The organism is Pseudomonas tensinigenes (assembly GCF_014268445.2).
Classification (GTDB): domain Bacteria; phylum Pseudomonadota; class Gammaproteobacteria; order Pseudomonadales; family Pseudomonadaceae; genus Aquipseudomonas; species Aquipseudomonas tensinigenes.
In genome coordinates, this window is record NZ_CP077089.1 from 2,376,824 (window position 1) to 2,402,600 (window position 25,777).

A 25,777-nucleotide genomic window follows, 5' to 3' on the forward strand; every position below is an offset into this window, starting at 1 on the left:
ATGAATGCTGAAGACTCCTTGAAACTTGCTCGCCGGTTTATCGGGTTGCCCCTGGAAAAGCGCCAGATGTTCCTCGCGGCCCTGCAAAAGGAGGGCGTGGATTTCGCCCGGTTTCCGATTCCGGCCGGGATCGAGGCGGAGGATCGCCAAGCGCTGTCCTACGCGCAGCAACGCATGTGGTTTCTCTGGCAACTCGATCCGCACAGCGGCGCCTATAACCTGCCGGGCGCGGTGCGCCTGAGCGGTCGCCTGAACCTCGGCGCGCTGGAGCAAGCCTTCGCCAGCCTGGTCGAGCGTCACGAAACCCTGCGCACGGTGTTCCAGCGCCAGGCTGACGACAGCCTGTTGCAGGTGCCGGCCACGGCGCCGCTGATGATCAGCCATGAAGATTTCAGCGCGCTGCCAGCCAGTGAGCGTGAACAGGCCGTGGTGCAGGCCGCCGAACAGCAATCGGTATTGCCGTTCGATCTGGCCGTCGGCCCGTTGCTGCGGGTGACCTTGCTCAAGCTCGCCGAGCAGGAACATGTTCTGCTGCTGACCCTGCACCACATCGTCTCCGATGGCTGGTCGATGAACGTGCTGATCGACGAATTCATTCGTTGCTACGACGCGTTCGATGCCGGCCAGCAGCCGCAACTGGCCGCGTTGCCGATCCAGTACAGCGACTACGCCTTGTGGCAGCGCCGCTGGCTGGAGGCGGGCGAGCAGGCGCGGCAACTCGATTACTGGCAAGCACAACTGGGCGACGAACACCCGGTACTGGAACTGCCGCTGGATCATTCGCGTCCGGCGATGCCGAGCTATCGCGGTACCCGTTACGAATTCGCCATTGATGAGCAACTGGCCGAGCAGCTGCGCAACACCGCGCAACAGCATCAGGTCACTTTATTCATGTTGTTGCTCGGTGCCTTCAACGCATTGCTGCATCGCTATACCGGTCAGACCGACATGCGTGTCGGCGTGCCGATTGCCAACCGTAACCGTGGCGAAATCGAAGGGCTGATCGGCTTCTTCGTCAACACTCAGGTGCTGCGCACCCAGCTGGACGGTCAGACGCGGGTCGACGATCTGCTGCGCGCGATCAAGGAAACCGCGCTCGGCGCTCAGGCGCATCAGGATCTGCCGTTCGAGCAACTGGTTGAAGCACTGAAACTGGAGCGCAGCCTCAGTCACACGCCACTGTTTCAGGTGATGTACAACCACCAGCCGCAAGTGGCCGATATTGCCAGCCTCAGCACGGCGTCCGGCCTGGTGCTCGACAGCCTCGACTGGCAGAGCCGCACCACCCAGTTCGACCTGACCCTCGATACCTATGAGAAGGGCGGCAAGTTGCACGCGGCGCTGACGTACGCCAGCGACTTGTTCGAGGCTTCGACCATCGAGCGTATGGCGCGCCACTGGTTGCGTCTGCTCACCGCCATGGTCGTCGATCCGTCGCAACGCGTCGGCGAATTGCCGCTGCTGGAAGCCGAGGAACAGCACACGCTGGTGCACGACTGGAACAACGCTCACGCGGTTTATCCGACCGAAACACCAATCCACCAACTGATCGAAGCGCAGGTCGCGCGCACGCCGAATGCGCCTGCGCTGCTGTTTGGTGAGCAGACCCTGAGCTACGCCGAACTGGATGCCCGCGCCAACCGCCTCGCGCATTTGCTGCGTGAGCAAGGCGTGCGGGCCGACAGTCTGGTCGGTGTGTGCGCCCTGCGTTCGGTGGAAATGGTTGTCGCGCTGCTGGCGATTCTCAAGGCTGGCGGCGCTTATGTGCCACTGGATCCGGAGTACCCGCAGGAACGTCTGGCCTACATGATCGAGGACAGCGGCATCACCTTGCTGCTGACTCAGGATGCTTTGCGGGCATCGCTGCCGACTGACGGCGTGCAGGTCATCACGCTGGATCAGCCGGGCCTGCTCGACGGCTACAGCGACAGCCGCCCGGACGTCAGCGTCGATCCGCTGAACCTGGCCTATGTGATTTACACCTCGGGCTCTACCGGTAAACCGAAAGGCGCCGGCAACAGCCACGCCGCGCTGGTCAACCGTTTGTACTGGATGCAAGAAGCCTACGGCCTCGACGCCAGTGATTCGGTGTTGCAGAAAACCCCGTTCAGTTTCGACGTGTCGGTCTGGGAGTTCTTCTGGCCGCTGCTGACCGGCGCGCGTCTGGTGGTTGCTGCGCCAGGTGCGCACCGCGATCCGCTGCAACTGATCGACATCATCAATCGCCACGGCATCAGCACGCTGCACTTTGTGCCGTCGATGTTGCAGGCGTTCATTCACGAGGCGGGCGTTGAAAGCTGCGTGGGCCTCAAGCGCATCGTCTGCAGCGGTGAAGCGCTGCCGCTGGACGCGCAACTGCAAGTCTTCGCCAAACTGCCGAACGCCGGCCTCTACAACCTCTACGGCCCGACCGAAGCGGCCATCGACGTGACCCACTGGACGTGTGTTGACGAAGGCGCCGACAGCGTGCCGATCGGCCGGCCGATCGCCAACCTGCGCACCCACGTCCTCGATGCCGAGTTGTTGCCGGTGCCGAGTGGCGTGGCCGGCGAACTGTACCTCGGCGGCGCCGGGCTGGCGCGCAGTTATCACCAGCGTCCGGCGCTGACCGCCGAGCGTTTTGTGCCGTGCCCGTTCCACGACGGCGCGCGCCTGTACCGCACCGGTGACCGTGTGCGCCAGCGTGCCGACGGCGTGATCGAATACCTCGGTCGTCTCGACCATCAAGTGAAACTGCGCGGTCTGCGCATCGAGCTGGGTGAAATCGAAACGCGTCTGATGCAGCATCCGCTGGTGCGTGAAGCAGTGGTGCTGGTGCAGGGCGGCAAGCATCTGGTCGGCTATCTGGTGCTGGAAAACGCTCACCCTGACGAACAATGGCAGCAGGACGTCAAGGCGTGGCTGCTCGGCAGCCTGCCGGAATTCATGGTGCCGACCTACCTGATGACGCTGGACAAACTGCCGGTCACCGCCAACGGCAAACTTGATCGCAAAGCCTTGCCGCAACCCGACGCCGCGCCGCAACAGGCGTTCGTCGCGCCGCAGGATGCGCTGCAAAAAGCCCTGGCGGCGATTTGGCAAGACGTGCTGGGACTTGAGCGCGTGGGTCTGGAGGACAACTTTTTCGAACTGGGCGGTGACTCGATCATTTCGATTCAAGTGGTCAGCCGTGCGCGACAGGCCGGGATTCGTCTTAGCCCGCGCGACCTGTTCCAGTACCAGACCGTGCGCAGCCTTGCGCTGGTTGCCACGCTGGATAATCAGACCTCGGTAGATCAAGGACCGGTGACTGGCGCTGCCGTACTCGGGCCGATCCAGCAGCATTTCTTCAGTCGCGCGATGCCGCTGCGTGAACACTGGAATCAGTCGCTGCTGCTGACGCCGCGCGACACCTTGAATGCGCAGTGGCTTGATGCCGCGCTGACGCAGGTGATCAATCATCACGACGCCTTGCGCCTGCGCTTTGTCGAAAGCGTCGACGGCTGGCAGCAAAGCCACGGCCCGCTGGTCGACAGTGCTGAGCTGTGGCTGCGTGACGCCGAGTCCGCTGAACAATTGCAGGCGCTGTGCAACGATGCCCAGCGCAGCCTCGACCTGCGGAACGGTCCGCTGCTGCGTGCACTGCTGGTGACGCTGGCCGATGGCACGCAGCGCCTGGCGTTGATCATTCACCACTTGGCGGTGGACGGTGTTTCCTGGCGGGTGCTGCTGGAAGATCTGCAGCAGGCTTACGAGCAACTGGCGGCGGGCGGCGGCATTCAGTTGCCGGCCAAGACCAATGCCTTCCAGAGCTGGACGGCGCGTCTCGAAAGCGCCGCTTTACGCTTCGATGAACAACTGGGTTACTGGAAAGCCCAGCATCAGGGCGCGACGGACCTGCCGTGCGAACGTCCCGATGGCAGCCTGCAAAACCTGCACGGCGAGAAAATCGAATGGCGCCTCGACGCCGAGCGCACCCGACAGTTGCTGCAACAGGCACCGGCCGCGTATCGCACGCAGGTCAATGATCTGCTGCTCACTGCATTGGCGCGCACCATCAGCCGCTGGAGCCAGCAGCCGGGCACGTTGATCGAACTGGAAGGGCATGGCCGCGAAGACCTGTTCGACGACATCGACCTGACCCGCACTGTGGGCTGGTTCACCAGTCTGTTCGCGGTCAAGCTGACGGCTAGCGACGATCTCGACGGGTCGATCAAGGCGATCAAGGAGCAGTTGCGCGCCGTGCCGGACAAAGGTCTGGGCTACGGCGTGCTGCGTTATCTGGCGGCACCGGCGGTGCGCGCCGAACTGGCGGAGTTGGCGCCGCCACGGATTACCTTCAACTACCTCGGTCAGTTTGATCGTCAGTTCGACGAAGCCGCGCTGTTCGTACCGTCCGCCGAAACCAGCGGTGTCGCGCAGGATCCGGCGGCACCTCTGGCCAACTGGCTGACCGTGGAAGGTCAGGTGTATGGCGGTGAACTGGCGATGAGCTGGGGTTTCAGCCGCGAGATGTTCGACAGCGCGACCGTGCAGAAACTGGTGGATCAGTACGCCATCGAACTGCACGCGCTGATCGAGCATTGCTGCACGTTGCAAGCCGCACAAGCGACGCCATCGGACTTCCCGCTGGCGCGCGTGACCCAGGCACAACTGGATGCGTTGCCGGTGCCAGCGGGTCAACTCGACGATGTCTATCCTCTGTCGCCGATGCAGCAAGGCTTGCTGTTCCATACCCTCTACGAACAAGCGGCGGGTGAGTACATCAACCAGTTGCGCGTTGATGTACAAGGTCTCGATCCCGAGCGGTTCCGCGCTGCGTGGCAGGCCACCGTCGATGCGCAGGACATTCTGCGCAGCGGTTTCGTCTGGCAGGGTGAACTGGCGCAGCCCCTGCAGATCGTCCACAAGCAAGTGCAACTGCCGTTCAGCACGCTGGACTGGCGCGATCGCGACGATCAGCCCGCAGCGCTCGCGGCGTTGGCCGATGCCGAGCGTCAGCAAGGTTTCGATCTGAGCAGTGCACCATTGCTGCGACTGCTGCTGGTGCAAACCGGAGCCGAGCAGTGGCACCTGATTTACACCCATCACCACATCCTCATGGACGGCTGGAGCAATTCGCAGTTGCTCGGCGAAGTCTTGCAGCGCTATAGCGGGCGCACGCCGGCGAATGGCGGCGGGCGTTATCGCGACTACATCGCGTGGCTGCAACGCCAGGATGGTCAACTGAGTCAGGCATTCTGGAGCGGTCAATTGGCCGCGTTGCAAGAGCCGACGCGACTGGCGCGCGCAGCCACCGGCGGCGAAAACCTCAGCGGCCATGGCGATCACTACCTGACCCTGGACGTGCAGCGCACTCACGCACTGGAAACCTTTGCCCGCCAGCAAAAAGTCACCGTCAATACCTTGGTGCAAGCGGCGTGGCTGCTGTTGCTGCAACGCTACACGGGTCACGAAGCTGTGGCGTTCGGTGCGACCGTGGCCGGGCGTCCAGCGGATCTGCCGGGCATCGAGCAACAGGTCGGTCTGTTCATCAACACCTTGCCGGTGATCGGCGCGCCGCGTCCGGATCAAAGCGTTGGCAGCTGGCTGCAAGCGGTACAGGCGCAAAACCTCAGCCTGCGCGACTTCGAACACACGCCATTGGCGGACATCCAGCGTTGGGCCGGGCAGGGCGGTGAAGCGCTGTTCGACAACATTCTGGTGTTCGAAAACTACCCGATTGCCCAGGCGCTGAGTCAGGCAGGGCAAGGGCTGACATTCGGTGATGTTGGCAACCTCGAGCAGACGCACTATGCGCTGAGCGTGGCCGTTACGCTCGGCCAGCAACTGGCGTTGCACTACAGCTTTGATCGCGGCCAGTTCGCCAGCGATGTCATCGCCGGCATCAGTGCGCACCTGCTGCAATTGCTTGAGCAGTTCGCCGTGTCCGCCGAACGCAACCTCGGTGAAATCGCCTTGGCAGATGCTCAAGAGCAGGCGCGCCAGCAAGGCGAAAACCAGCCGCAGCCGTACCCGGTGGACATCGGCGTGCATCAGCGCATTGCCGCGCTGGCCGCGGAAAATCCGCAGCGCACGGCGGTGATCTTCAACGGTCAGCGTTTCAGCTACGGTGAGATCGATCAGCGCGCCAACCAACTGGCACACGCGCTGATCGCCCGTGGCGTCGGCGCGGAAACCCGCGTCGGCGTAGCCCTGCCGCGCAGTGAGTCGGTGATCGTCGCGCTGTTGGCGGTGCTCAAGGCCGGCGGCGCTTATGTGCCGCTGGACACCAGTTATCCGCGCGAACGCCTGGCCTATCTGATCGAAGATTCCGGGCTGGCACTTCTGATCAGCGACTCGTCGGTGTCGGCGCAATTACCGGTCGATGAATCGGTGCCGCTGCTGGAGCTGGATCGTCTCGATTTGCGCGAGTTGCCGGTCAAGGCACCACAGGTGCAACTCGATCCGCACAACCTCGCCTATGTGATTTATACCTCCGGTTCCACCGGCAATCCGAAAGGCGTCAGCGTCGCCCACGGTCCGTTGGCCATGCATTGCCAGGCCATCGGTCAACGCTATGAAATGCGCGACAGTGACTGTGAATTCCATTTCATGTCGTTCGCCTTTGACGGTGCCCACGAACGCTGGCTGACCAGCCTGACTCACGGTGCGTCGCTGCTGATTCGCGACGACAGCTTGTGGACGCCGGAGCAGACCTACAACGCCATGATCGAACACGGCGTGACCGTGGTCGCGTTCCCGCCGGTGTACCTGCAACAACTGGCCGAACACGCCGAGCGCGTCGGCAATCCACCGAAAGTGCGCATCTATTGCTTCGGCGGTGATGCGGTGCCGAGCGCCAGTTTCGAGCGGGTCAAACGCGCGCTCGATCCGGACTACATCATCAACGGTTACGGCCCGACCGAAACCGTAGTCACGCCGCTGATCTGGAAGGCCGGGCGCGAAGTGCCGTGTGGCGCTGCGTATGCGCCAATCGGCAGCCGTATCGGTGACCGCAGCGCCTACGTGCTCGACGCCGATCTGAACCTGCTGCCGCAAGGCATGGCCGGTGAGTTGTATCTCGGTGGCACGGGCTTGGCGCGGGGTTATCTGAATCGTCCGGGGCTGACCGCCGAGCGCTTTGTCGCTGACCCGTTCAGCACCGCGGGCGGCTTGCTCTATCGCACTGGCGACCTGGTGCGTCAGCGCGCCGATGGTACCTTCGACTACCTGGATCGCATCGATAATCAGGTGAAGATTCGCGGTTTCCGCATTGAGCTGGGCGAAGTCGAAGCAGCCCTGCAAGCGCTCGACGGCGTGCGCGAAGCGGTGGTCGTGGCGCAGGAAGGCAGCGCTGGCAGTGGCAAGCGTCTGGTGGCGTATGTGGTGGGCGATTCCAGCCGTGCCGACTTCACCGACGATCTGCGTGCGCAACTCAAGGCCACGCTGCCGGCACACATGGTGCCGGCGTATGTCTTGCGCCTGGAGCGCATGCCGCTGACGCCGAACGGCAAACTGGATCGCAAGAACCTGCCGAAACCGGACGTCAGCCAACTGCAGCAAACTTACGTTGCACCGCAAACCGCGCTGGAACAGCAACTGGCTACGATCTGGCAAGACGTGCTCAAGCTTGAGCAAGTGGGCGTCAGCGACAACTTCTTCGAACTGGGCGGCGACTCGATCATCTCGATTCAAGTGGTCAGCCGCGCGCGGCAGGCCGGGATTCGCTTTACACCGAAAGACTTGTTTCAGCACCAGACCATCGCGGCGTTGGCCGTTGTGGCACAGACCGGCGAAGCGCTGCAATTGATCGATCAGCAACCGGTGACGGGCAGCACAGCGTTGCTGCCGATTCATCAGGAATTCTTCGCGCAGGCGATTCCCGATCGTCATCACTGGAACCAGTCAGTGATGCTCAAGCCAACGCAGGCGCTGGACCCGCAGCTGCTGGAACAAGCGCTGGATGCGCTGGTGCTGCATCACGACAGCTTGCGCCTGGACTTTGTCGAGCAGGCTGGCGGCTGGGTCGCGCAATACCGCGACGTTGCAACGCAAGCCGGCGAGACCATTCTCTGGCAAGTCGAAGTGGCTGACCTTGCGGCGCTGGAGGCCTTGGGTGAAAAGGCTCAGCGCAGCCTGCAACTGAGCGGTGGCTCGCTGATTCGCGCGGTGTTGGCGAACCTGGCTGACGGTACGCAACGCCTGTTGCTGATCGTCCATCACCTGGTGGTCGATGGCGTGTCGTGGCGGATCCTCTTCGAAGACCTGCAAAACGCTTATCGCCAGCTCAGCGCGGGTGCGTCCGTGCAATTGCCAGCGAAAACCAGTGCAGTCAAAACTTGGGCGGCAGCCTTGCAGGACTACGCGGCTAGCCCTGCGTTGCAGACTGAGTTGAGCTTCTGGCAGCACCAGTTGCGAGGCGCTTCGGCTGACTTGCCTTACGACCATCCGCACGGTGGGCAGCAACACGATCAGGCGCTGACGATCCGCAGCAAACTGGACAAAGCCCTGACCCGTCAACTCTTGCAGGATGCGCCGCAGGCCTATCGCACGCAGGTCAACGATCTGCTACTGGCGGCGCTGGCGCGAGTGATGGTGCGCTGGACCGGTGCTGACAACGCGTTGGTCTTGCTTGAGGGCCACGGTCGCGAAGACCTCTTCGACAACATCGACCTGACCCGCACCGTCGGTTGGTTCACCAGTGTGTTCCCGGCGCGACTGTCGCCGGTGGCTGAGCTGGGCGCTTCGCTGAAACAGGTCAAGGAGCAACTGCGGGCGATTCCGCACAAAGGCATCGGCTTCGGTGCGCTGGCACATCTGGGTGATGAACAGGCTCGCGAAACCTTGCAGGCCTTGCCGGCACCGCGCCTGACCTTCAACTATCTGGGCCAGTTCGATGGCAGCTTCGATGCGGCCGATGAAGCCTTGTTCGCACCGACCAGCGAAGCTGGCGGCGCCGAAGTCAATATGCAAGGTCCGCTGGGCAACCCGCTGGCGCTGAACGGCAAAGTCTTCGGCGGAGAACTGGACCTGAGCTGGACCTACAGCGGCGCCATGTTCGACGCGGCGACCATTCAGCGTCTAGCCGATGACTACGTGCAGGAGCTGACCGCGCTGATCGGCCATTGCTGCGACACCGGCAACCGTGGCGTGACGCCGTCGGACTTCCCGCTGGCGCAACTGTCGCAGGCGCAACTGGATGCGCTGGTGCTGGAGCCGCAAGGCATCGATGACATCTATCCGCTGTCGCCGATGCAGCAGGGCATGCTGTTCCACACCTTGCTCGAACACGGTAATGGCGACTACATCAATCAGATGCGCCTCGACGTCGATGGCGTCGACCCGCAGCGTTTCCGCGCGGCCTGGCAAGCGGTGGTGGATGCGCACGATATTCTGCGCAGCGGGTTCTTCTGGCTGGGCGACTTGCCGCAACCGGTGCAAGTGGTGCAGCGCCAGGTCGAGGTGCCGTTCAGCGTGCTCGACTGGAACGGCAAGGCTAATCTGGATTCGGCGCTGCAAACCCTCGCTGACGAGGAGCGCGCACTGGGCCTGGACCTGACCTGTGCGCCGCTGCTGCGTCTGGTGCTGGTGCGCACCGCGACTGATCGTCATCACCTGATCTACACCAACCATCACATCCTGATGGATGGCTGGAGCAGCGCGCAGTTGCTCGGCGAAGTGCTGCAACATTATCGCGGCGAAGCGGTGCCCCGTCCGGCGGGTCGCTATCGCGACTACATCGGCTGGCTGCAGCGTCAGGATGCGGCGGCTGCCGAGAATTACTGGTTGGCAACGCTGGGCAATCTGCAAGAGCCGACGCGTCTGGCCAATGCCATTGCACGGCCAGTCGACGCTTTGCCGAGTGTCGGTTATGGCGACCATTACCAAGTGCTGGACGCCGAACTGAGCGTGCGTCTGGGTGAATTTGCCCGCGCTTCGAAAGTCACCGTCAACACGCTGGTGCAAGCCGCTTGGCTGTTGCTGTTGCAGCGTTACACCGGCAAGGACTGTGTGGCGTTCGGCGCGACCGTGGCCGGGCGTCCGGCGGATCTGCCGGGTGCCGAGGAGCAGATCGGGCTGTTCATCAACACCTTGCCAGTGGTGGCCGCGCCGCAAGCGCAGCAGAGTCTGGCCAGTTGGCTGCAAGCCGTGCAGGCGCAGAACCTCGCTTCACGCGAGTTCGAACACACACCGCTGGCGGACATTCAGCGCTGGGGCGGGCAGGGCGGTGACGCACTGTTCGACAGCCTGATGGTGTTCGAAAACTACCCGATTGGCGAAGCGCTGGAGCGCGGCGCGCCGCAGGGTTTGCGTTTCGGTGCAGTGGTCAATCAGGAACAGACCAACTATCCGCTGACTTTGCTGGTGAGCATGGGCGCGCAACTGTCGGTGCATTTCAGCTATCAGCGCGACAGCTTCGCCCCGGCCAGCGTGGCGCAGTTGGGCGCGAGTCTGCAGCGTTTGCTGACGCAGATGGCTGCAGCAGGTGAGCACTCGTTGAGCGAGTTGAACCTGATCGACCACATTACGAGCGTCGACACCAATTTCGTCGCCGAGCAGTGCATTCATCAAGCCATCGCTCGCCAAGTGGCAGCAACCCCGGATGCGCTGGCGGTGACCTTCGCCGATACGCGACTGAACTACGCCGAACTGGACGCGCAGGCCAACCGTCTCGCGCACAAGTTGATCGAGTTGGGTGTCGGTCCTGAAGTGCGTGTAGGCGTGGCGATGCCGCGTTCCGAGCAGTTGCTGATTGCGCTGTTGGCGGTGCTCAAGTCGGGTGGCGCGTATGTGCCGCTGGACCCGGATTATCCGGCCGATCGCGTTGCCTACATGCTCGAAGACAGCCGTGCGCGGGTGTTGCTCACCGAGCTAGCGGTCGCTGCGACGCTGAGCGTGCCGGGCGATACGCAAGTGCTGCTGATGGATCAGGTTTCATTGAGCGGATATTCAACGGTTGCACCTCAAACCACGGTGCAGCCGGACAACCTCGCCTACGTCATCTACACCTCCGGTTCCACCGGCAAACCGAAAGGCGTGGCGATTGCTCACCGCAACGTCATGGCCCTGATCGACTGGTCGGCCAAGGTCTACAGCCGCGACGACATCCAGGGCGTGCTGGCCTCGACTTCGGTGTGCTTCGACCTGTCGGTGTGGGAGCTGTTTGTCACGTTGGCCAACGGCGGTTCGCTGATCATCGCGCGCAATGCTTTGGAGCTGGCAAACCTGCCGGCTCGCGATCAGGTGCGTCTGATCAACACCGTGCCATCGGCGATCGCTGCGCTGCAACGCGCCGGGCAGATTCCGGCGAGCGTGCGCATCATCAACCTGGCGGGTGAGCCGCTCAAACAAGGGCTTGTCAACGCGTTGTATCAGCAGTCGACAGTCGAGCATGTCTACGACCTGTACGGCCCGTCGGAAGACACCACCTATTCGACCTGGACTCGCCGCACCGCCGGTGGCCAGCCGCGTATCGGTCGTGCTCTTGATCACAGCGCCAGCCATTTGCTCGACGCCGATCTGCAAGCGGTGCCGCAAGGAATTTCCGCCGAGCTGTGCCTGTCCGGCGCCGGTATCACTCGTGGTTATCTGGGCCGTGCGGCGATGACTGCCGAGCGCTTCGTGCCGAACCCGTTCGTCGGCAATGGCGAGCGCATGTACCGCACCGGCGACCTGATTCGCGAGCGCGAAGAGGGCGAGCTGGAGTACATGGGCCGGATCGACCATCAGGTGAAAATTCGTGGATTCCGCATCGAACTTGGAGAGATCGAGGCGCGATTGCTCGCTCAACCCGCCGTCACCGAAGCGGCGGTGCTTGCCGTTGAAGGCGAGGGCGGTGCGCAGCTGGTGGCCTATGTGGTCGCCGCGCAGCTGGATCTGTACGACGGCGAAGCGCAGCGGCAACTGCGCGACGGACTAAAGACTGGCCTCAAGTCTTCGTTACCTGACTACATGATTCCCGCGCACCTGCTGTTCCTTGAGCAGTTGCCACTGACCCCCAACGGCAAACTCGACCGCAAGGCCCTGCCTGCGGTGGATGCCAGCCAGATGCAGGCCGCGTACGTCGCGCCGCAGAGTGAGCTTGAGCAGCAGGTCGCGGCGATCTGGCAGCAAGTGCTCGAGGTTGAACGCATCGGTCTGAACGATCACTTCTTCGAACTGGGCGGGCACTCGCTGCTGGCGGTCAACGTGGTGTCGCGCATGGCCCTTGAACTGGGCCTGACGCTGACCCCGCAACTGTTATTCCAGCACCCCGTCCTGAGCGACTTTGTCGCTCGACTCGATACAGGAGGCGGGGCAATCAACGAACAGAAACTGAGCAAGCTGGAAGCCCTGCTTGACGATATGGAGGAAGTCTGATGGACAAGAGTGTTGCTTTGAGGGTAGCCAAGCGCTTTATCACTCTGCCGCTGGACAAACGTAAGCTGTACCTGGAAAAGATGCTCGAAGAGGGCGTCTCTCCGGCCAACCTGCCGATCCCGGAAACACGTTCCGGGTTTGCAGCGATTCCTCTGTCGTACGCTCAGGAACGTCAGCTGTTCCTCTGGCAAATGGACCCGCACAGCACCGCGTATCACATTCCCAGCGCCTTGCGCCTCAAGGGGCAGCTGGACGTGGCGGCGCTGGAGCGCAGCTTCAATGCCGTGGCCGCGCGCCACGAAAGTCTGCGCACCACGTTTGCCGAGCACGGCGAAACCTTCTGTCAGGTGATTCACCCGCAGTTGCCGCTGAGCATCACCCTTGCGCCGCTGCCGGCAGGCCTCGATAGCGCTGGCGAAGAGGCGGCGATCAAGGCGTTCGTCGAAAGCGAAACCGCGCGCCCGTTCAATCTGCAACAGGGCCCGTTGTTGCGCGTGGCATTGCTCAAAGTCGCTGATGACGACCATGTGCTGGTGTTGATCCAGCACCACATCATCTCTGATGGCTGGTCGATCAAAGTGCTGGTCAACGAGCTGATCCAGCATTACGCCGCCGACACCGCCGGGCAGCCACTGGCATTGCCGGAACTGGAGGTGCAATACGCCGACTACGCGATCTGGCAGCGTCACTGGCTGGAAGCGGGTGAGCGCGAGCGGCAACTGGCTTACTGGATCAAGACGCTGGACGGCGAGCAGCCAGTACTGGAGTTGCCGATCGATTTTCCGCGTCCGGCGGTGCAAAGCCTGCGCGGTGCACGTCTGCAACTGGACCTGCCAGTCGCCCTCGGCGACGCGCTCAAGCAATTGGCCCAGCGCGAAGGCGCGAGCCTGTTCATGGTGTTGCTGGCGTCGTTCCAGGCCTTGCTGCATCGCTACAGCGGTCAGGCGCAGATTCGCGTCGGCGTGCCGACCGCCAACCGCAACCGGGTCGAAACTGAAGGCCTGATCGGCTTCTTCGTCAACACCCAGGTACTCAATGCCGAAGTGCATGGTCAACTGCCGTTCAACCAACTGCTGGCGCAGGTCAAGCAAGCGGCGATGGCCGCGCAGGCGCATCAGGATCTGCCGTTCGAGCAGTTGATCGAAGCGCTGCAACCGGAGCGCAGCCTGAGCCACAGCCCGGTGTTCCAGGTGATGTTCAACCACCAGACCAGTCGTGATCAGAGCCGTGGTGCGGTGCAACTGCCGCAGCTGAGCGTCGAGGATGTGCAGTGGGAAGGGCGCACCGCGCAGTTCGACCTGACCCTCAATACCTATGAATCGAATGACGGTTTTGCCGCCGAGCTGACCTACGCCACCGATCTGTTCAAGCCGCAAACGGTCGAGCGTCTGGCGCGTCACTGGCAGAACCTGTTGCAGGGCATCATTGCCGCGCCAACCCAGCGTGTCGGCGAACTGCCGCTGCTGGACAGCGCTGAACACGGCGTGTTGTTGCAGGACTGGTTGCGCGTGGCGGATCACAGCGCGCAGGCCGAGTGCGTGCAGCAGGACTTTGCCTTGCAGGCGCAGCAAAACCCGCAGGCCACGGCGCTGATCATCGGCGACGATGTACTGACGTATGGCGAGCTGGATGCCCGGGCCAATCAACTGGCGCATCACCTGATCGAGGCCGGCGTTGGCCCGGATCAACTGGTCGGCATCGCCGTGGAGCGCAGCGTTGAGATGATCGTCGGCCTGTTGGCGATCCTCAAGGCCGGCGGCGCTTATGTGCCGCTGGACCCGGCGTATCCCGAGGATCGTCTGGCCTACATGATCGAGGACAGTGGCCTGCAATTGCTGCTGACCCAAACGCATTTGCAAGCGCAGTTGTCGATCCCGGCGGGTGTGCAAACCCTGTTGCTCGATCAGCCAGGTGCCTGGCTGGCGGCTTATCCACAGACCGCGCCGAGCGTCGCCGTCAATGGCGAGCACTTGGCCTACACGATCTACACCTCCGGCTCTACCGGCAAACCGAAAGGCGTGATGGTGCGCCATGCGGCGCTGCGCAACTTTGTCGCGAGCATGATCAAGCAGCCGGGGATTGCCGCTGCGGATCGCATGCTGTCGCTGACCACGTTCTCCTTCGATATTTTTGGCCTGGAAATCTATGGCCCGCTGCTGGCTGGCGCCTGCGTAGTGCTGACTGGAAAGGACGTGCATCAGGATCCGCAAGCGGTGCTGGCGTTGATCGAACGTCACGCCGTCAGCGTGCTGCAAGCCACGCCATCGACCTGGCGCATGCTGCTCGACAACGAGCACTCGGCGATTCTCAAGGGCCGCACGTTCCTCTGTGGCGGTGAAGCGCTGCCGCAGGAGCTGGCCAATCGCATGCTGGCGCTGACGCCGAGCGTGTGGAACCTGTATGGCCCGACCGAAACCACGATCTGGTCGGCGCAACACGCACTGAGCGCGGACCACAGCCGTCCATTCCTCGGCACGCCGATAGACAACACCGCGCTGTACATTCTCGGCAGCGACCTTGAGCTCAATCCGCTCGGTGCACCGGGTGAATTGCTAATTGGCGGTGACGGTCTGGCGCGTGGTTACTTCCAGCGCCCGAGCCTGACCGCTGAACGTTTTGTACCGGATCCGTTCTCGGCAAACGGTGCGCGTCTGTACCGCACCGGCGACCTGACCCGTTATCGCGCAGAAGGCGTGATCGAGTACATCGGGCGCATCGACCATCAAGTGAAAATCCGTGGTTTCCGAATCGAGCTTGGTGAGATCGAGGCCCGTTTGCTCGCGCTGGACAGCGTGCGCGAAACCGTGGTGGTCGCGCAGGACGGCCCGACCGGACCTCAACTGGTCGGCTATGTGGTGCCATCCGCCAGCACGATTGATGAAGTCGAACTGCGCGCTGAATTGAAAGCCAGCCTCAAGGCCGAACTGCCGGAATACATGCTGCCGGCGCACCTGTTGTTCCTCGCGCAATTGCCGCTGACCCCGAATGGCAAAGTCGACCGCAAGGCCTTGCCGGCACCTGACGCCAGCCAGTTGCAATCAACCTATATCGCGCCGCAAACCGCGACTCAACACGCCGTCGCCGAGATCTGGCAAGCGGTGCTCAAGCTTGAGCGTGTCGGCCTCAGTGACAACTTCTTCGAACTGGGCGGCCATTCCTTGCTGGTGACGCAAGTGGTCTCCCGTGTGCGTCAGGCGCTGAACGTTCAAGTGCCGCTGCGCACGCTGTTCGAGCACAGCACGCTGGAAGATTTCGTTGCCGCGCTGGGTGTCGAACAGGCTCCTCAGGAACCGCCTATTGTCGCGCTGCCGCGTCTGCAACCGTTGGCGCTTTCCTATGCGCAGGAACGCCAATGGTTCCTCTGGCAGTTGGAACCGACCAGCACGGCCTATCACGTCCCGGCTGCGCTGCGTCTGCGTGGCGAACTGGATCTGCCGGCGTTGCAGCAAAGCTTCAATGCGCTGATCGAGCGCCACGAATCCCTGCGCACCTGCTTCGTCGAACAGCAGGGCCAGACCCTGCAAGTGATTCAGGCCCACGGCACGCTGGACCTGCAAGTGCAGGACGTGGCGGGGCTCGACGATACGGCGCTGCAAGCGCTGGTCGCCGCAGAAACCCTGCACCTGTTCAACCTGCAGCAAGGCCCGCTGCTGCGGGTGAAGCTGCTGCGCTTGGCCGCCGATGATCATGCGTTGGTGATCACCTTGCACCACATCGTCTCTGACGGTTGGTCGATGAACATCATGGTCGATGAACTGGTGGCGCTCTATGCCGCGTATAGCCAGGGCCAGACCGCGACATTGCCGGCGTTGCCGGTGCAATACGCCGACTACGCCGTGTGGCAAAAGCAGTGGATGGACGCTGGTGAACGCGAGCGTCAGTTGAGCTACTGGACCGCGCAACTCGGCGATGGCGATCAACCGTTGCTGGAGCTGCCGAGCGACCGTCCGCGCCCAGCCGAGCAAAGCTATCGCGGCGCGCGTCGCGACATCCCGCTGAACCTCGAACTGGCCGCTGCCCTCAAGCAAGTCGCGCAGCGTGAAAACGTCACCCTGTTCGCGCTGCTGCTGGCCTCGTTCCAGACCTTGCTGCACCGCTACAGCGGTCAGGCCGACATCCGTGTCGGCGTGCCGGTGGCTAACCGTAACCGGGTCGAGACCGAGGGCCTGATCGGCTTCTTCGTCAACACGCAAGTGCTCAAGGCCGAGTTCGACAGCCAACAGACCTTCCGCAGCCTGTTGCAGCAAGTGAAAAACACCGTGCTCGGCGCTCAGGCGCATCAGGATCTGCCGTTCGAGCAACTGGTCGATGCGCTGCAACCGGAACGCAGCCTCAGCCACAGTCCGCTGTTCCAGGTGATGCACAACCACCAGAGCCAGGCGCGTCAGACGCAGGGCGCGACACGCCTGCCGCAATTGCATATCGAAGGCTTGCCTTGGGCGTCGAATACCGCGCAGTTCGACCTGACCCTGAACACCTTTGAATCGACCGACAACGTCTGGGCCGAGCTGACCTACGCCACCGACCTGTTCGACGTCGAAACTATTGCGCGTCTGTCGCAACACTGGACGAATCTGCTGCACGGTATCGTCGCCGACAGCGGCCAGCGCATTGCCGAACTGCCGCTGCACGACGCCGCCGAACGCGCGGCGACGCTGTTGCAATGGAACCCGGCCGTGGCCGATTTCCCCAGCGAGCAGTGCCTGCATCACTTGATCGAAGCCCAGGCCGCCCGCGCACCGCAAGCGGTGGCCGTGACGTATGCAGAGCAATGCCTGAGCTACGGCGAACTCAACAGCCGCGCCAACCAGTTGGCGCACAAGCTGATCGCCAGCGGCGTCGGCCCGGACGTGCGCGTCGGCCTCGCGGTCGAGCGCAGCCTCGACATGCTGGTCGGTCTGTTGGCGATTCTCAAGGCTGGCGGCGCGTATGTGCCGCTGGACCCGAGCTACCCGGAAGAGCGCCTGGCCTACATGATCGGCGACAGCGGCATTGGCCTGCTGTTGAGCCAAAGCCACCTGCTCGGTCGTCTGCCCGTGCCGGATTCGGTGCGCAGCCTGATGCTCGATCAGGATCGTGAAGACCTCGAAGGCTACAACGACTGCAACCCGCAAGTGCGCATGAGCGCCGACAACCTCGCGTACGTGATCTACACCTCGGGCTCGACCGGTCAGCCCAAGGGCACCTTGCTCGCCCATCGCAATGTGCTGCGCCTGTTTGAAGCCACTGCAGCGTGGTTCGATTTCGGCGCGCAGGATGTCTGGAGCCTGTTCCACTCCTATGCGTTCGACTTCTCCGTGTGGGAGATTTTCGGTGCGCTGCTGTACGGCGGCAAACTGGTGGTGGTGCCTTACGAGGTCAGCCGTGCGCCGGAAGATTTCTTCGCTTTGCTTGGTCGCGAAGGCGTCACCGTGCTCAACCAGACGCCCTCGGCGTTCAAGCAACTGATGCAAGTGGCCTGCGCCCCGGAACACGCCGCGCAACAACTGGCGCTGCGCTACGTGGTGTTCGGTGGCGAAGCGCTGGAAGTGAAGAGCCTGCGCCCGTGGTTCGAGCGATTCGGCGATCAGGCACCGCAACTGATCAACATGTACGGCATCACTGAAACCACCGTGCACGTCACCTACCGGCCGTTGTCGATGGCCGATTTGCAGCGTGACGCCAGCAGCCCGATCGGCGAGCCGATTCCTGACCTGTCGTGGTACTTGCTCGACGGCGATCTGAACCCGGTGGCCAAAGGCTGCATCGGTGAGCTGTACGTCGGTCGCGCCGGGCTGGCCCGTGGTTATCTGAACCGTGCCGATCTGACCACGTTGCGTTTCATTCCTGATCCGTTTGCCGCTGACGGTGGTCGTCTGTACCGCACCGGCGACCTGGCGCGCTATCGCGCTGACGGCGTGATCGAATACATCGGGCGGATCGACCATCAGGTGAAGATTCGCGGTTTCCGTATCGAACTCGGTGAGATCGAAGCGCAACTGCTCGAACAGACTGCCGTACGCCAAGCCGTGGTGCTGGCGCAACCGGGTCTCAGCGGTCAACAACTGGTCGCCTGGCTGGTGCCGAGCGATGCCACGCTGCACGACGCTAGTCCAGCGGATCAGGCGCAATGGCGCGACCGCGTGCGTGCCCAACTCAAGGAAAATCTGCCGGATCACATGATCCCGGCGCACCTGTTGCTGCTCGCGCAATTGCCGCTGACCGCCAACGGCAAACTCAACCGCAGTGCGTTGCCGTCGCCGGATGCCAGTCAGGCGCAGCAGGCCTATCAAGCGCCGCAAAGCGAGCTGGAGCAGCGTTTGGCGGCAATCTGGCAAGACGTGCTGAAGCTGCCGCAAGTCGGCCTCAACGATAACTTCTTCGAACTGGGTGGCGACTCGATCATTTCGATTCAAGTGGTCAGCCGTGCACGGCAGGCCGGCATTCGCCTGAATCCGAAAGACTTGTTCCAGCACCAGACCATTCAGCGTCTGGCCCTGGTCGCGCAGTTGGGCGACGACGAAACGAGCATCGACCAGCAAGCGGTCACCGGCGCGGCTTTGCTGCTGCCGATCCAGCAGCAGTTCTTCGAAGATGATATTCCTGAGCGTCAGCACTGGAACCAGTCGGTGCTGCTCAAGCCGCGTCAGCCGCTGGACGCGGAGAAAGTCGAGCAAGTATTGCGCGCGCTGGTCGCGCATCACGATGCCTTGCGCCTGAGCTTCACCCAACACAACGGCGTGTGGCAGGCCGAGCACCGTGCGGTTGAAGATCAGCCGCACAACCTGCTGTGGCAGGAAGACGTCGCCGATGCGGCTGCGCTGGAAGCCTTGGGCAACCGCGCGCAGCGCAGCCTCGATTTGCGGAACGGGCCGCTGTTGCGCGCCGTGTTGGCGAATCTGGCCGATGGCACGCAGCGCTTGCAGTTGGTGATTCATCACCTGGCCGTCGACGGTGTGTCGTGGCGGATTCTGCTGGAAGACCTGCAAAACGCTTATCAGCAATTGCTCGACGGTCAGCCACTGAAGGTGCCGGCGAAGACCAGTGCCTTCAAGGACTGGAGTGAACACTTGCAGCGCTACGCCAACAGCGCAGCGTTGCAACAGGAACTGGCTTACTGGCAAGCGTGCCTGAGTGATGTCGGCAGCGATCTGCCGTGCAAGCGCATCGACGCCGGTCAGCAGAACAGACTGGCGCAGACGGTACAGACCAAACTCGGCGCCGATCTGACCCGGCAACTGCTGCAAGAAGCCCCAGCGGCGTATCGCACTCAGGTCAACGACCTGTTGCTGACCGCACTGGCGCGGGTGATCGGGCGCTGGAGCGGGCAGCCATCGACGCTGATTCAGCTCGAAGGTCATGGCCGTGAAGAGCTGTTCGACGGTGTCGATCTGACCCGCACCGTGGGCTGGTTCACCAGTCTGTTCCCGGTGCGTCTGACCCCGGCGGCTACACCGGGCGAGTCGATCAAGCAGATCAAGGAACAACTGCGCTCGATCCCCAACAAAGGCATCGGTTTCGGTGCACTGCGTCACCTTGGCGATGTTCAGGCACAACAGAGCCTGCGCGCCTTGCCGACGCCGCGCATCACCTTCAACTACCTCGGCCAGTTCGACGGCAGTTTCGAGGGTGATGACGGCGCGCTGTTCGCTCCGGCGCCGGACAATGCCGGTCTCGACCAGAGCCCGGACGCGCCGCTGGGAAACTGGCTGACCCTCAACGGTCAGGTGTATGGCGGCGAATTGCGCGTGGGCTGGACCTTCAGCAGCGAGCGTTTCGACAACACCGTGATCGAGGCACTGGCGGCGGATTACGCCGAAGAACTGGCGGCGTTGATCGACCATTGCCTGACCCCGGGCGTCGCTGGGCTGACGCCTTCGGACTTCCCGCTGGCCGGCCTGACCCAGGCGCAGCTCGACGGCTTGCCAACCCGCCCACAGCAGATTGCAGACATTTATCCGTTGTCGCCGATGCAGCAGGGCATGTTGTTCCACACCCTCTACGCGCAACAGTCCGGTGATTACATCAACCAGATGTGTGTGGCCGTCGATGGCTTGCAGGTCGAGCGTTTCCGCGATGCCTGGCAAGCGGCGATGGACAGCCACGAAGTGCTGCGCAGCGGTTTTGTCTGGGAAGGCGATCTGCCCAACGCCCTGCAAGTGGTGCACAAAGGCTTGCAAGTACCGTTCAGCGTGCTCGACTGGCGTGATCGCGGCGACCTGGCGCCAGCCCTGAAAGCTCTGGAACTTGAGCAACGCCTGCAAGGTTTTGATTTGCACGCGGCGCCGTTGCTGCGTCTGGTCGTGGTGCAGGTGGCGGCTGAGCGCTTCCATCTGATTTACACCTCGCACCACATTCTGATGGACGGCTGGAGCAACTCGCAGTTGCTCGGCGATGTATTGCAGCGCTATCACGGCCACGCGCCGGCGATGGGGGCGGGGCGTTATCGCGATTACATCGAGTGGTTGGCGCAGCAGGATGCGCAAGTCACGGAAAACTTCTGGAAGGGCCAACTGGCCGACTTCGAGACACCGACGTATCTGGCCGATGCCGTGCCGCACCTCGTTGATGCAACCGTCACTGGTCAGGGTGAATACCTGCTGACCCTCGACACTCACGCGACCGCCGAACTCAACAGTTTTGCCCGGGCGCAAAAGGTCACGGTCAACACGCTGGTGCAAGCCGCGTGGCTGTTGCTGTTGCAACGCTACACCGGGCAGGACACTGTCACGTTCGGCGCCACGGTATCGGGGCGACCAGCGCAGTTGAATGGCGTCGAAGGCCAGATCGGGCTGTTCATCAACACCTTGCCGATCATTGCCAGCCCACGTGCCGAACAGTCGTTGCCGCAATGGCTGCAGCAAGTGCAAGCGCAGAACCTGTTGCTGCGCGAACAAGAGCACACGCCGCTGTTCGACATCCAGCGTTGGGCAGGGCAGAGCGGTGAGGCGTTGTTCGATAACATTCTGGTGTTCGAGAACTACCCGATTGCCGAAGCCTTGCAGCAAGCCGAGTCGGCGGACTTGCGCTTTGGCGAAGTTGACCGGTATGAGCAGACCAACTATCCGCTGACGTTGATGGTCAACCTCGATCAGCAACTGACCGTGCATTTCAGCTATCAGCACACAAGCTTTGCCGCCAGTACCGTGATCAAACTGGCGACACAGTTGCAGCAACTGTTGCGCGGCATGCACGCCAGCGTCGATGCCTGCCTGGGCGAGTGGAACTTGCTGGAGGAAGGTGACGAGCAACGTATTCTGCGTGACTGGAATCCGCAGACAACCGCTGACCTTGAGCCGATTTGCATCCACCAGGCCATCGAGCGTCAGGTCGCTGCCCAGCCGGACGCGCGCGCCGTGACGTTCGGCCAGCAGTCCTTCACTTATGGCGATATCGATGCCCGGGCCAATCGCCTGGCGCACCGTTTGATCAGCACGGGCGTCGCCGCCGAAGTGCGCGTCGGTGTGGCGATGCAGCGCTCCGACAATCTGCTGGTGGCATTGCTCGCGGTACTCAAGGCCGGTGGCACCTACGTGCCGCTGGACCCGGATTACCCGGCGGATCGGGTCGCCTACATGCTTGAAGACAGCCGCGCTCGCGTGCTGCTGACCGAAACCGATGTAGCCGCCACCCTGTCGCTCGCCGGCGACATGCAAGTGTTGCTCCTGGATCAGCTGGATCTCTCGGCCTACAGCTCGGTCGCGCCGGTCACTGGCGTGAGTGTGAACAATCTTGCCTACGTGATTTACACCTCTGGTTCCACCGGCAAGCCCAAAGGCGTCTCCATCAGCCATGCCAACATCATGGCGCTGAGCGACTGGTCGAAGCACCTCTACAGCCGCGAGGACATTCAAGGTGTGCTCGCTTCGACGTCGGTGTGTTTCGACCTGTCGGTGTGGGAGCTGTTTGTCACCCTGGCCAATGGCGGTTCGTTGATCATCGCGCGCAACGCGCTGGAGTTGCCGCACTTGCCGGCGCGCGATCAGGTGCGCCTGATCAACACCGTGCCGTCGGCAATCAATGCCTTGCAGGACTCTGGCGATATTCCTGCCAGCGTACGCATCATCAACCTGTGCGGCGAAGCGCTGAAACAGAACCTGGTGGACACCCTGTATCAACAGGCGACCATCGCCGATATCTTCGACTTGTACGGCCCGTCGGAAGATACCGTTTACTCGACCTGGACCCGTCGAGAGGCTGGCGGCACGGCGAACATCGGTCGACCGATGATCCGCACCGCCAGTTATGTGCTGGGCGGCGATCTGCAACCGGCGCCGCAGGGTGTGTCGGCGGAGTTGTACCTGGCCGGTGCCGGTCTGAGCCGTGGCTATCTGGGCCGGGCGGCGATGACCGCAGAGAAATTCGTGCCCAATCCGTTCGCCGGCAATGGCGAGCGTATGTACCGCACCGGCGACCTGACCCGTTATCTGGGCGACGGCACGTTGCAATATGTCGGGCGTATCGATCACCAAGTGAAGGTGCGCGGTTTCCGTATCGAGCTGGGCGAAATCGAAGCGCGTCTGTTGCAGATCGATAACGTCAGCCAGGCACTGGTGGTGGCGCAACCGATCGCCTCCAGCCATCAACTGGTGGCGTATGTGGTGGTCGATGATGCGACCGTGGCCAGCGCCGATGCGGCCGCGCAAGCGCTGCTGCGCGAAGCGCTGAAGACGCAACTCAAGGTGCACCTGCCGGACTACATGATTCCGGCGCACGTGCTGTTCCTCGCCAGCCTGCCGCTGACGCCGAATGGCAAGGTCGACCGCAAGGCCTTGCCGAGCGTCGACGCGTTTGTCGCGGCGGGTGACTTCGTTGCCCCGGTCGGTGAACTGGAACAGCAGATCGCAGCCATCTGGCAGAACGTCCTGGAGCTCGATCAGGTCAGCCGCGAGGATCATTTCTTCGAACTGGGCGGGCACTCGCTGCTGGCCACTCAGGCTGTCTCGCGTTTGCGCCATTTGACCGGCGGCGCGTTGAGCCTGCGCGACCTGTTCAACTATCCGCGCCTCAAGGATCTGGCCACCTGGATGGCCGAGGAGCAGACACCGACCCTCGGCGGGGCGGCCAGTCAGGCCGTTCCACTGAAGGCCTGGGGCGTCAAGTCGACGGCGCCGCTGTCGTTGGTGCAACGGCGTTTGTGGGTCGCCGAACAATTGTCCGGCGGCAGCTCGGCCTACGGCATGCCGCTGGCCCTGCGCTTGCGCGGTGAGCTGTCGGTCGAGCGCTTCATGAGCAGTTTTGCCGAAGTGGTGCGCCGTCATGAAGTGTTGCGCACCGCGTACTCGCAGGATGACGAAGGCGATCCGATTGCGCTGATTGCCGAGCAGGTCGACGTCGACTTCCCGTTGCTCGATTTGTCCGGTCTGTCGCGCAGTGCCCAGGAAGAACAGGTCGCGCAGGCCGCGCTGGATAACGCGCGAACGCCGATCGATCTGGAACAGGCGCCATTGTGGCGCGGGCGCATCCTGCATCTGTCACCGACCGAGCATGTGCTGCTGTTCTCCATGCATCACATCATTTCTGACGGTTGGTCGATGGGCGTATTGATCAATGAGCTGGTGCAGATCCATGAGTTGAGCAAGGCCGGTGCTGCCGCGTCGTTGCCGGCGCTGGAGGTGCAATATTCCGACTTTGCCCTGTGGCAACAGGAGCTGGAACGCCAAGGGATTCTCGGCCAGCAGGCGGATTACTGGAGAGAGATGCTCAGTGGCTACAGCGGGCAGCTCAACCTGCCACTGGACACCCCGCGCGGGCCGGTGGCGTCGTACGACGGTGATGCCGTGCAGTTCCATCTGCCGAAGGATTTGAGTCAGGCTTTGCGCAAGGTTGCCAATGACGCCGGGGTGACGCTGTACAGCACGCTGCTGGCGTCGTTCCAGGTGCTGTTGCATCAATTCAGCGGCGGCGACGACGTACTGGTCGGCGCCGACGTTGCCGGGCGCGAGCAGGCGCAGTTGGAGCGGCTGATCGGCTTCTTCGTCAACGTCTTGCCGTTGCGTTCACGCTTCTCGGCCGACACGGCGTTCTCGACTTTCCTGGCGGGCACTCAGGACACCTTGCTCGGCGCACTGGAGCATCAGGACCTGCCGCTGGACATGATCGTCGAATCCTGTGGCGTGCCGCGCCACAAGGGCATGAACCCGTTGGTGCAAGTGTTGTTCGTGATGAACAACCTGCCGGGCCGTACCCAATCCATGGGCGATTTGAGCGTCGAGCCGCTGGCGGCGCTGCAGAGCCATTCTAAATTCGACATGGCATTGTTCGTTGACGAAGAAGAAGGGCAATTGCTGGGTAATTGGCAATTCGCCACAACCTTGTTCGGACACGAGCGCATTCAGTACCTGGTGCAGGCCTGGATAGCCCTGTTGGAACAGATCGTCGCTGATCAGGACATTCAATTGGGAGCTATCAGCATGCCAGTCGAAAATTTAGCAGTGGCCGCCAAACCCGCTGCCCCCGGACCCAAGGCCGACAAACTGGGCAAGTTCCTCAAGCGTGGCGCCGCCCCGGTGGCCAAGGTTCGCCCGGCGCCGATCCGCGAATCGCTGATCGCTGCGCCGCAGCCGTTCCCGCTGTTGATGGAACCGAACGAGCCGCAGCTGGATTTGATCGAGTGGATCAAGCACAACCGGCCGCTGATCGAAGAAAAACTGGCGACTCACGCCGGCATTCTCTTTCGCGGTTTCGAGCTCGACGGCATTCAGGGTTTTGAAGCGTTCGCCGAAGCGATCCAGCCAGGCCTGTACGGCCAGTACGGCGACCTGCCGAAGAAAGAGGGCGGCAAGAATACCTACCGCTCCACGCCGTACCCGGAACGCAAGATGATCCTGTTCCACAACGAGAGCTCGCACCAGGATCGCTGGCCGCGCAAGCAGATGTTCTATTGCGAGCAAGCGGCGCCGGTCGGCGGTGCAACGCCGGTGGTGGACTGCCGCTTGATGTACGAAAAACTGCCGGCAGAGCTGCGTGACAAGTTCGAGTCCAAAGGCTTGCTGTATGTGCGCACCTTCACCGACAACCTCGACGTGTCGTGGCAGCACTTCTTCAAGACCGAAGACCGTGCCGAAGTCGAAGCCCGCTGCCGCGCGGGCGGTATCGAGTGGCGCTGGCTCGACAACAACGAACTGCAAACCCGCACACCGGGGCCGGCGATCATTCGTCACCCGATCACCGGCGCCAAGTCATTTTTCAATCAGGTGCAGTTGCACCACATCTACTGGCTGGAGCCGGATGTGCGTGAAGACCTGTTGTCGATGTTCGGCGCCGAGCGCATGCCGCGTCATGTGTATTACGGCGACGGCACACCGATCGAAGACGACGTGATGCAGCGCATTGGCGAGCTGTACGAAGAGTGCGCCGTGCGATTCGACTGGCAGAAAGGCGATGCCATTCTGCTCGACAACATGCTGGTGGCGCATGCCCGTGATCCGTTCGAGGGCCCGCGCAAGATTGTCGTCGCCATGGGTGACATGTACGA

The 25,777-nt window shown here is 62.6% G+C and carries 2 protein-coding genes (1 of these 2 only partly in view); both read left to right on the plus strand.

The genetic code is table 11. The features are described from left to right. Entirely contained in the window at positions 1–12,321 is a 12,321-nt protein-coding gene (locus HU718_RS10505) for a non-ribosomal peptide synthetase (RefSeq protein ID WP_186613655.1), read from the plus strand. Next, positions 12,321–25,777, plus strand: the 5' portion of a protein-coding gene (locus HU718_RS10510) for a non-ribosomal peptide synthase/polyketide synthase (protein WP_186613653.1). Its footprint extends 70 nt past the window's final position; 13,457 of the gene's 13,527 nt are visible here — the first part of the coding sequence; the start codon lies at positions 12,321–12,323; the stop codon falls past the right edge of the window. The genes HU718_RS10505 and HU718_RS10510 overlap by 1 nt, the downstream gene beginning before the upstream one ends.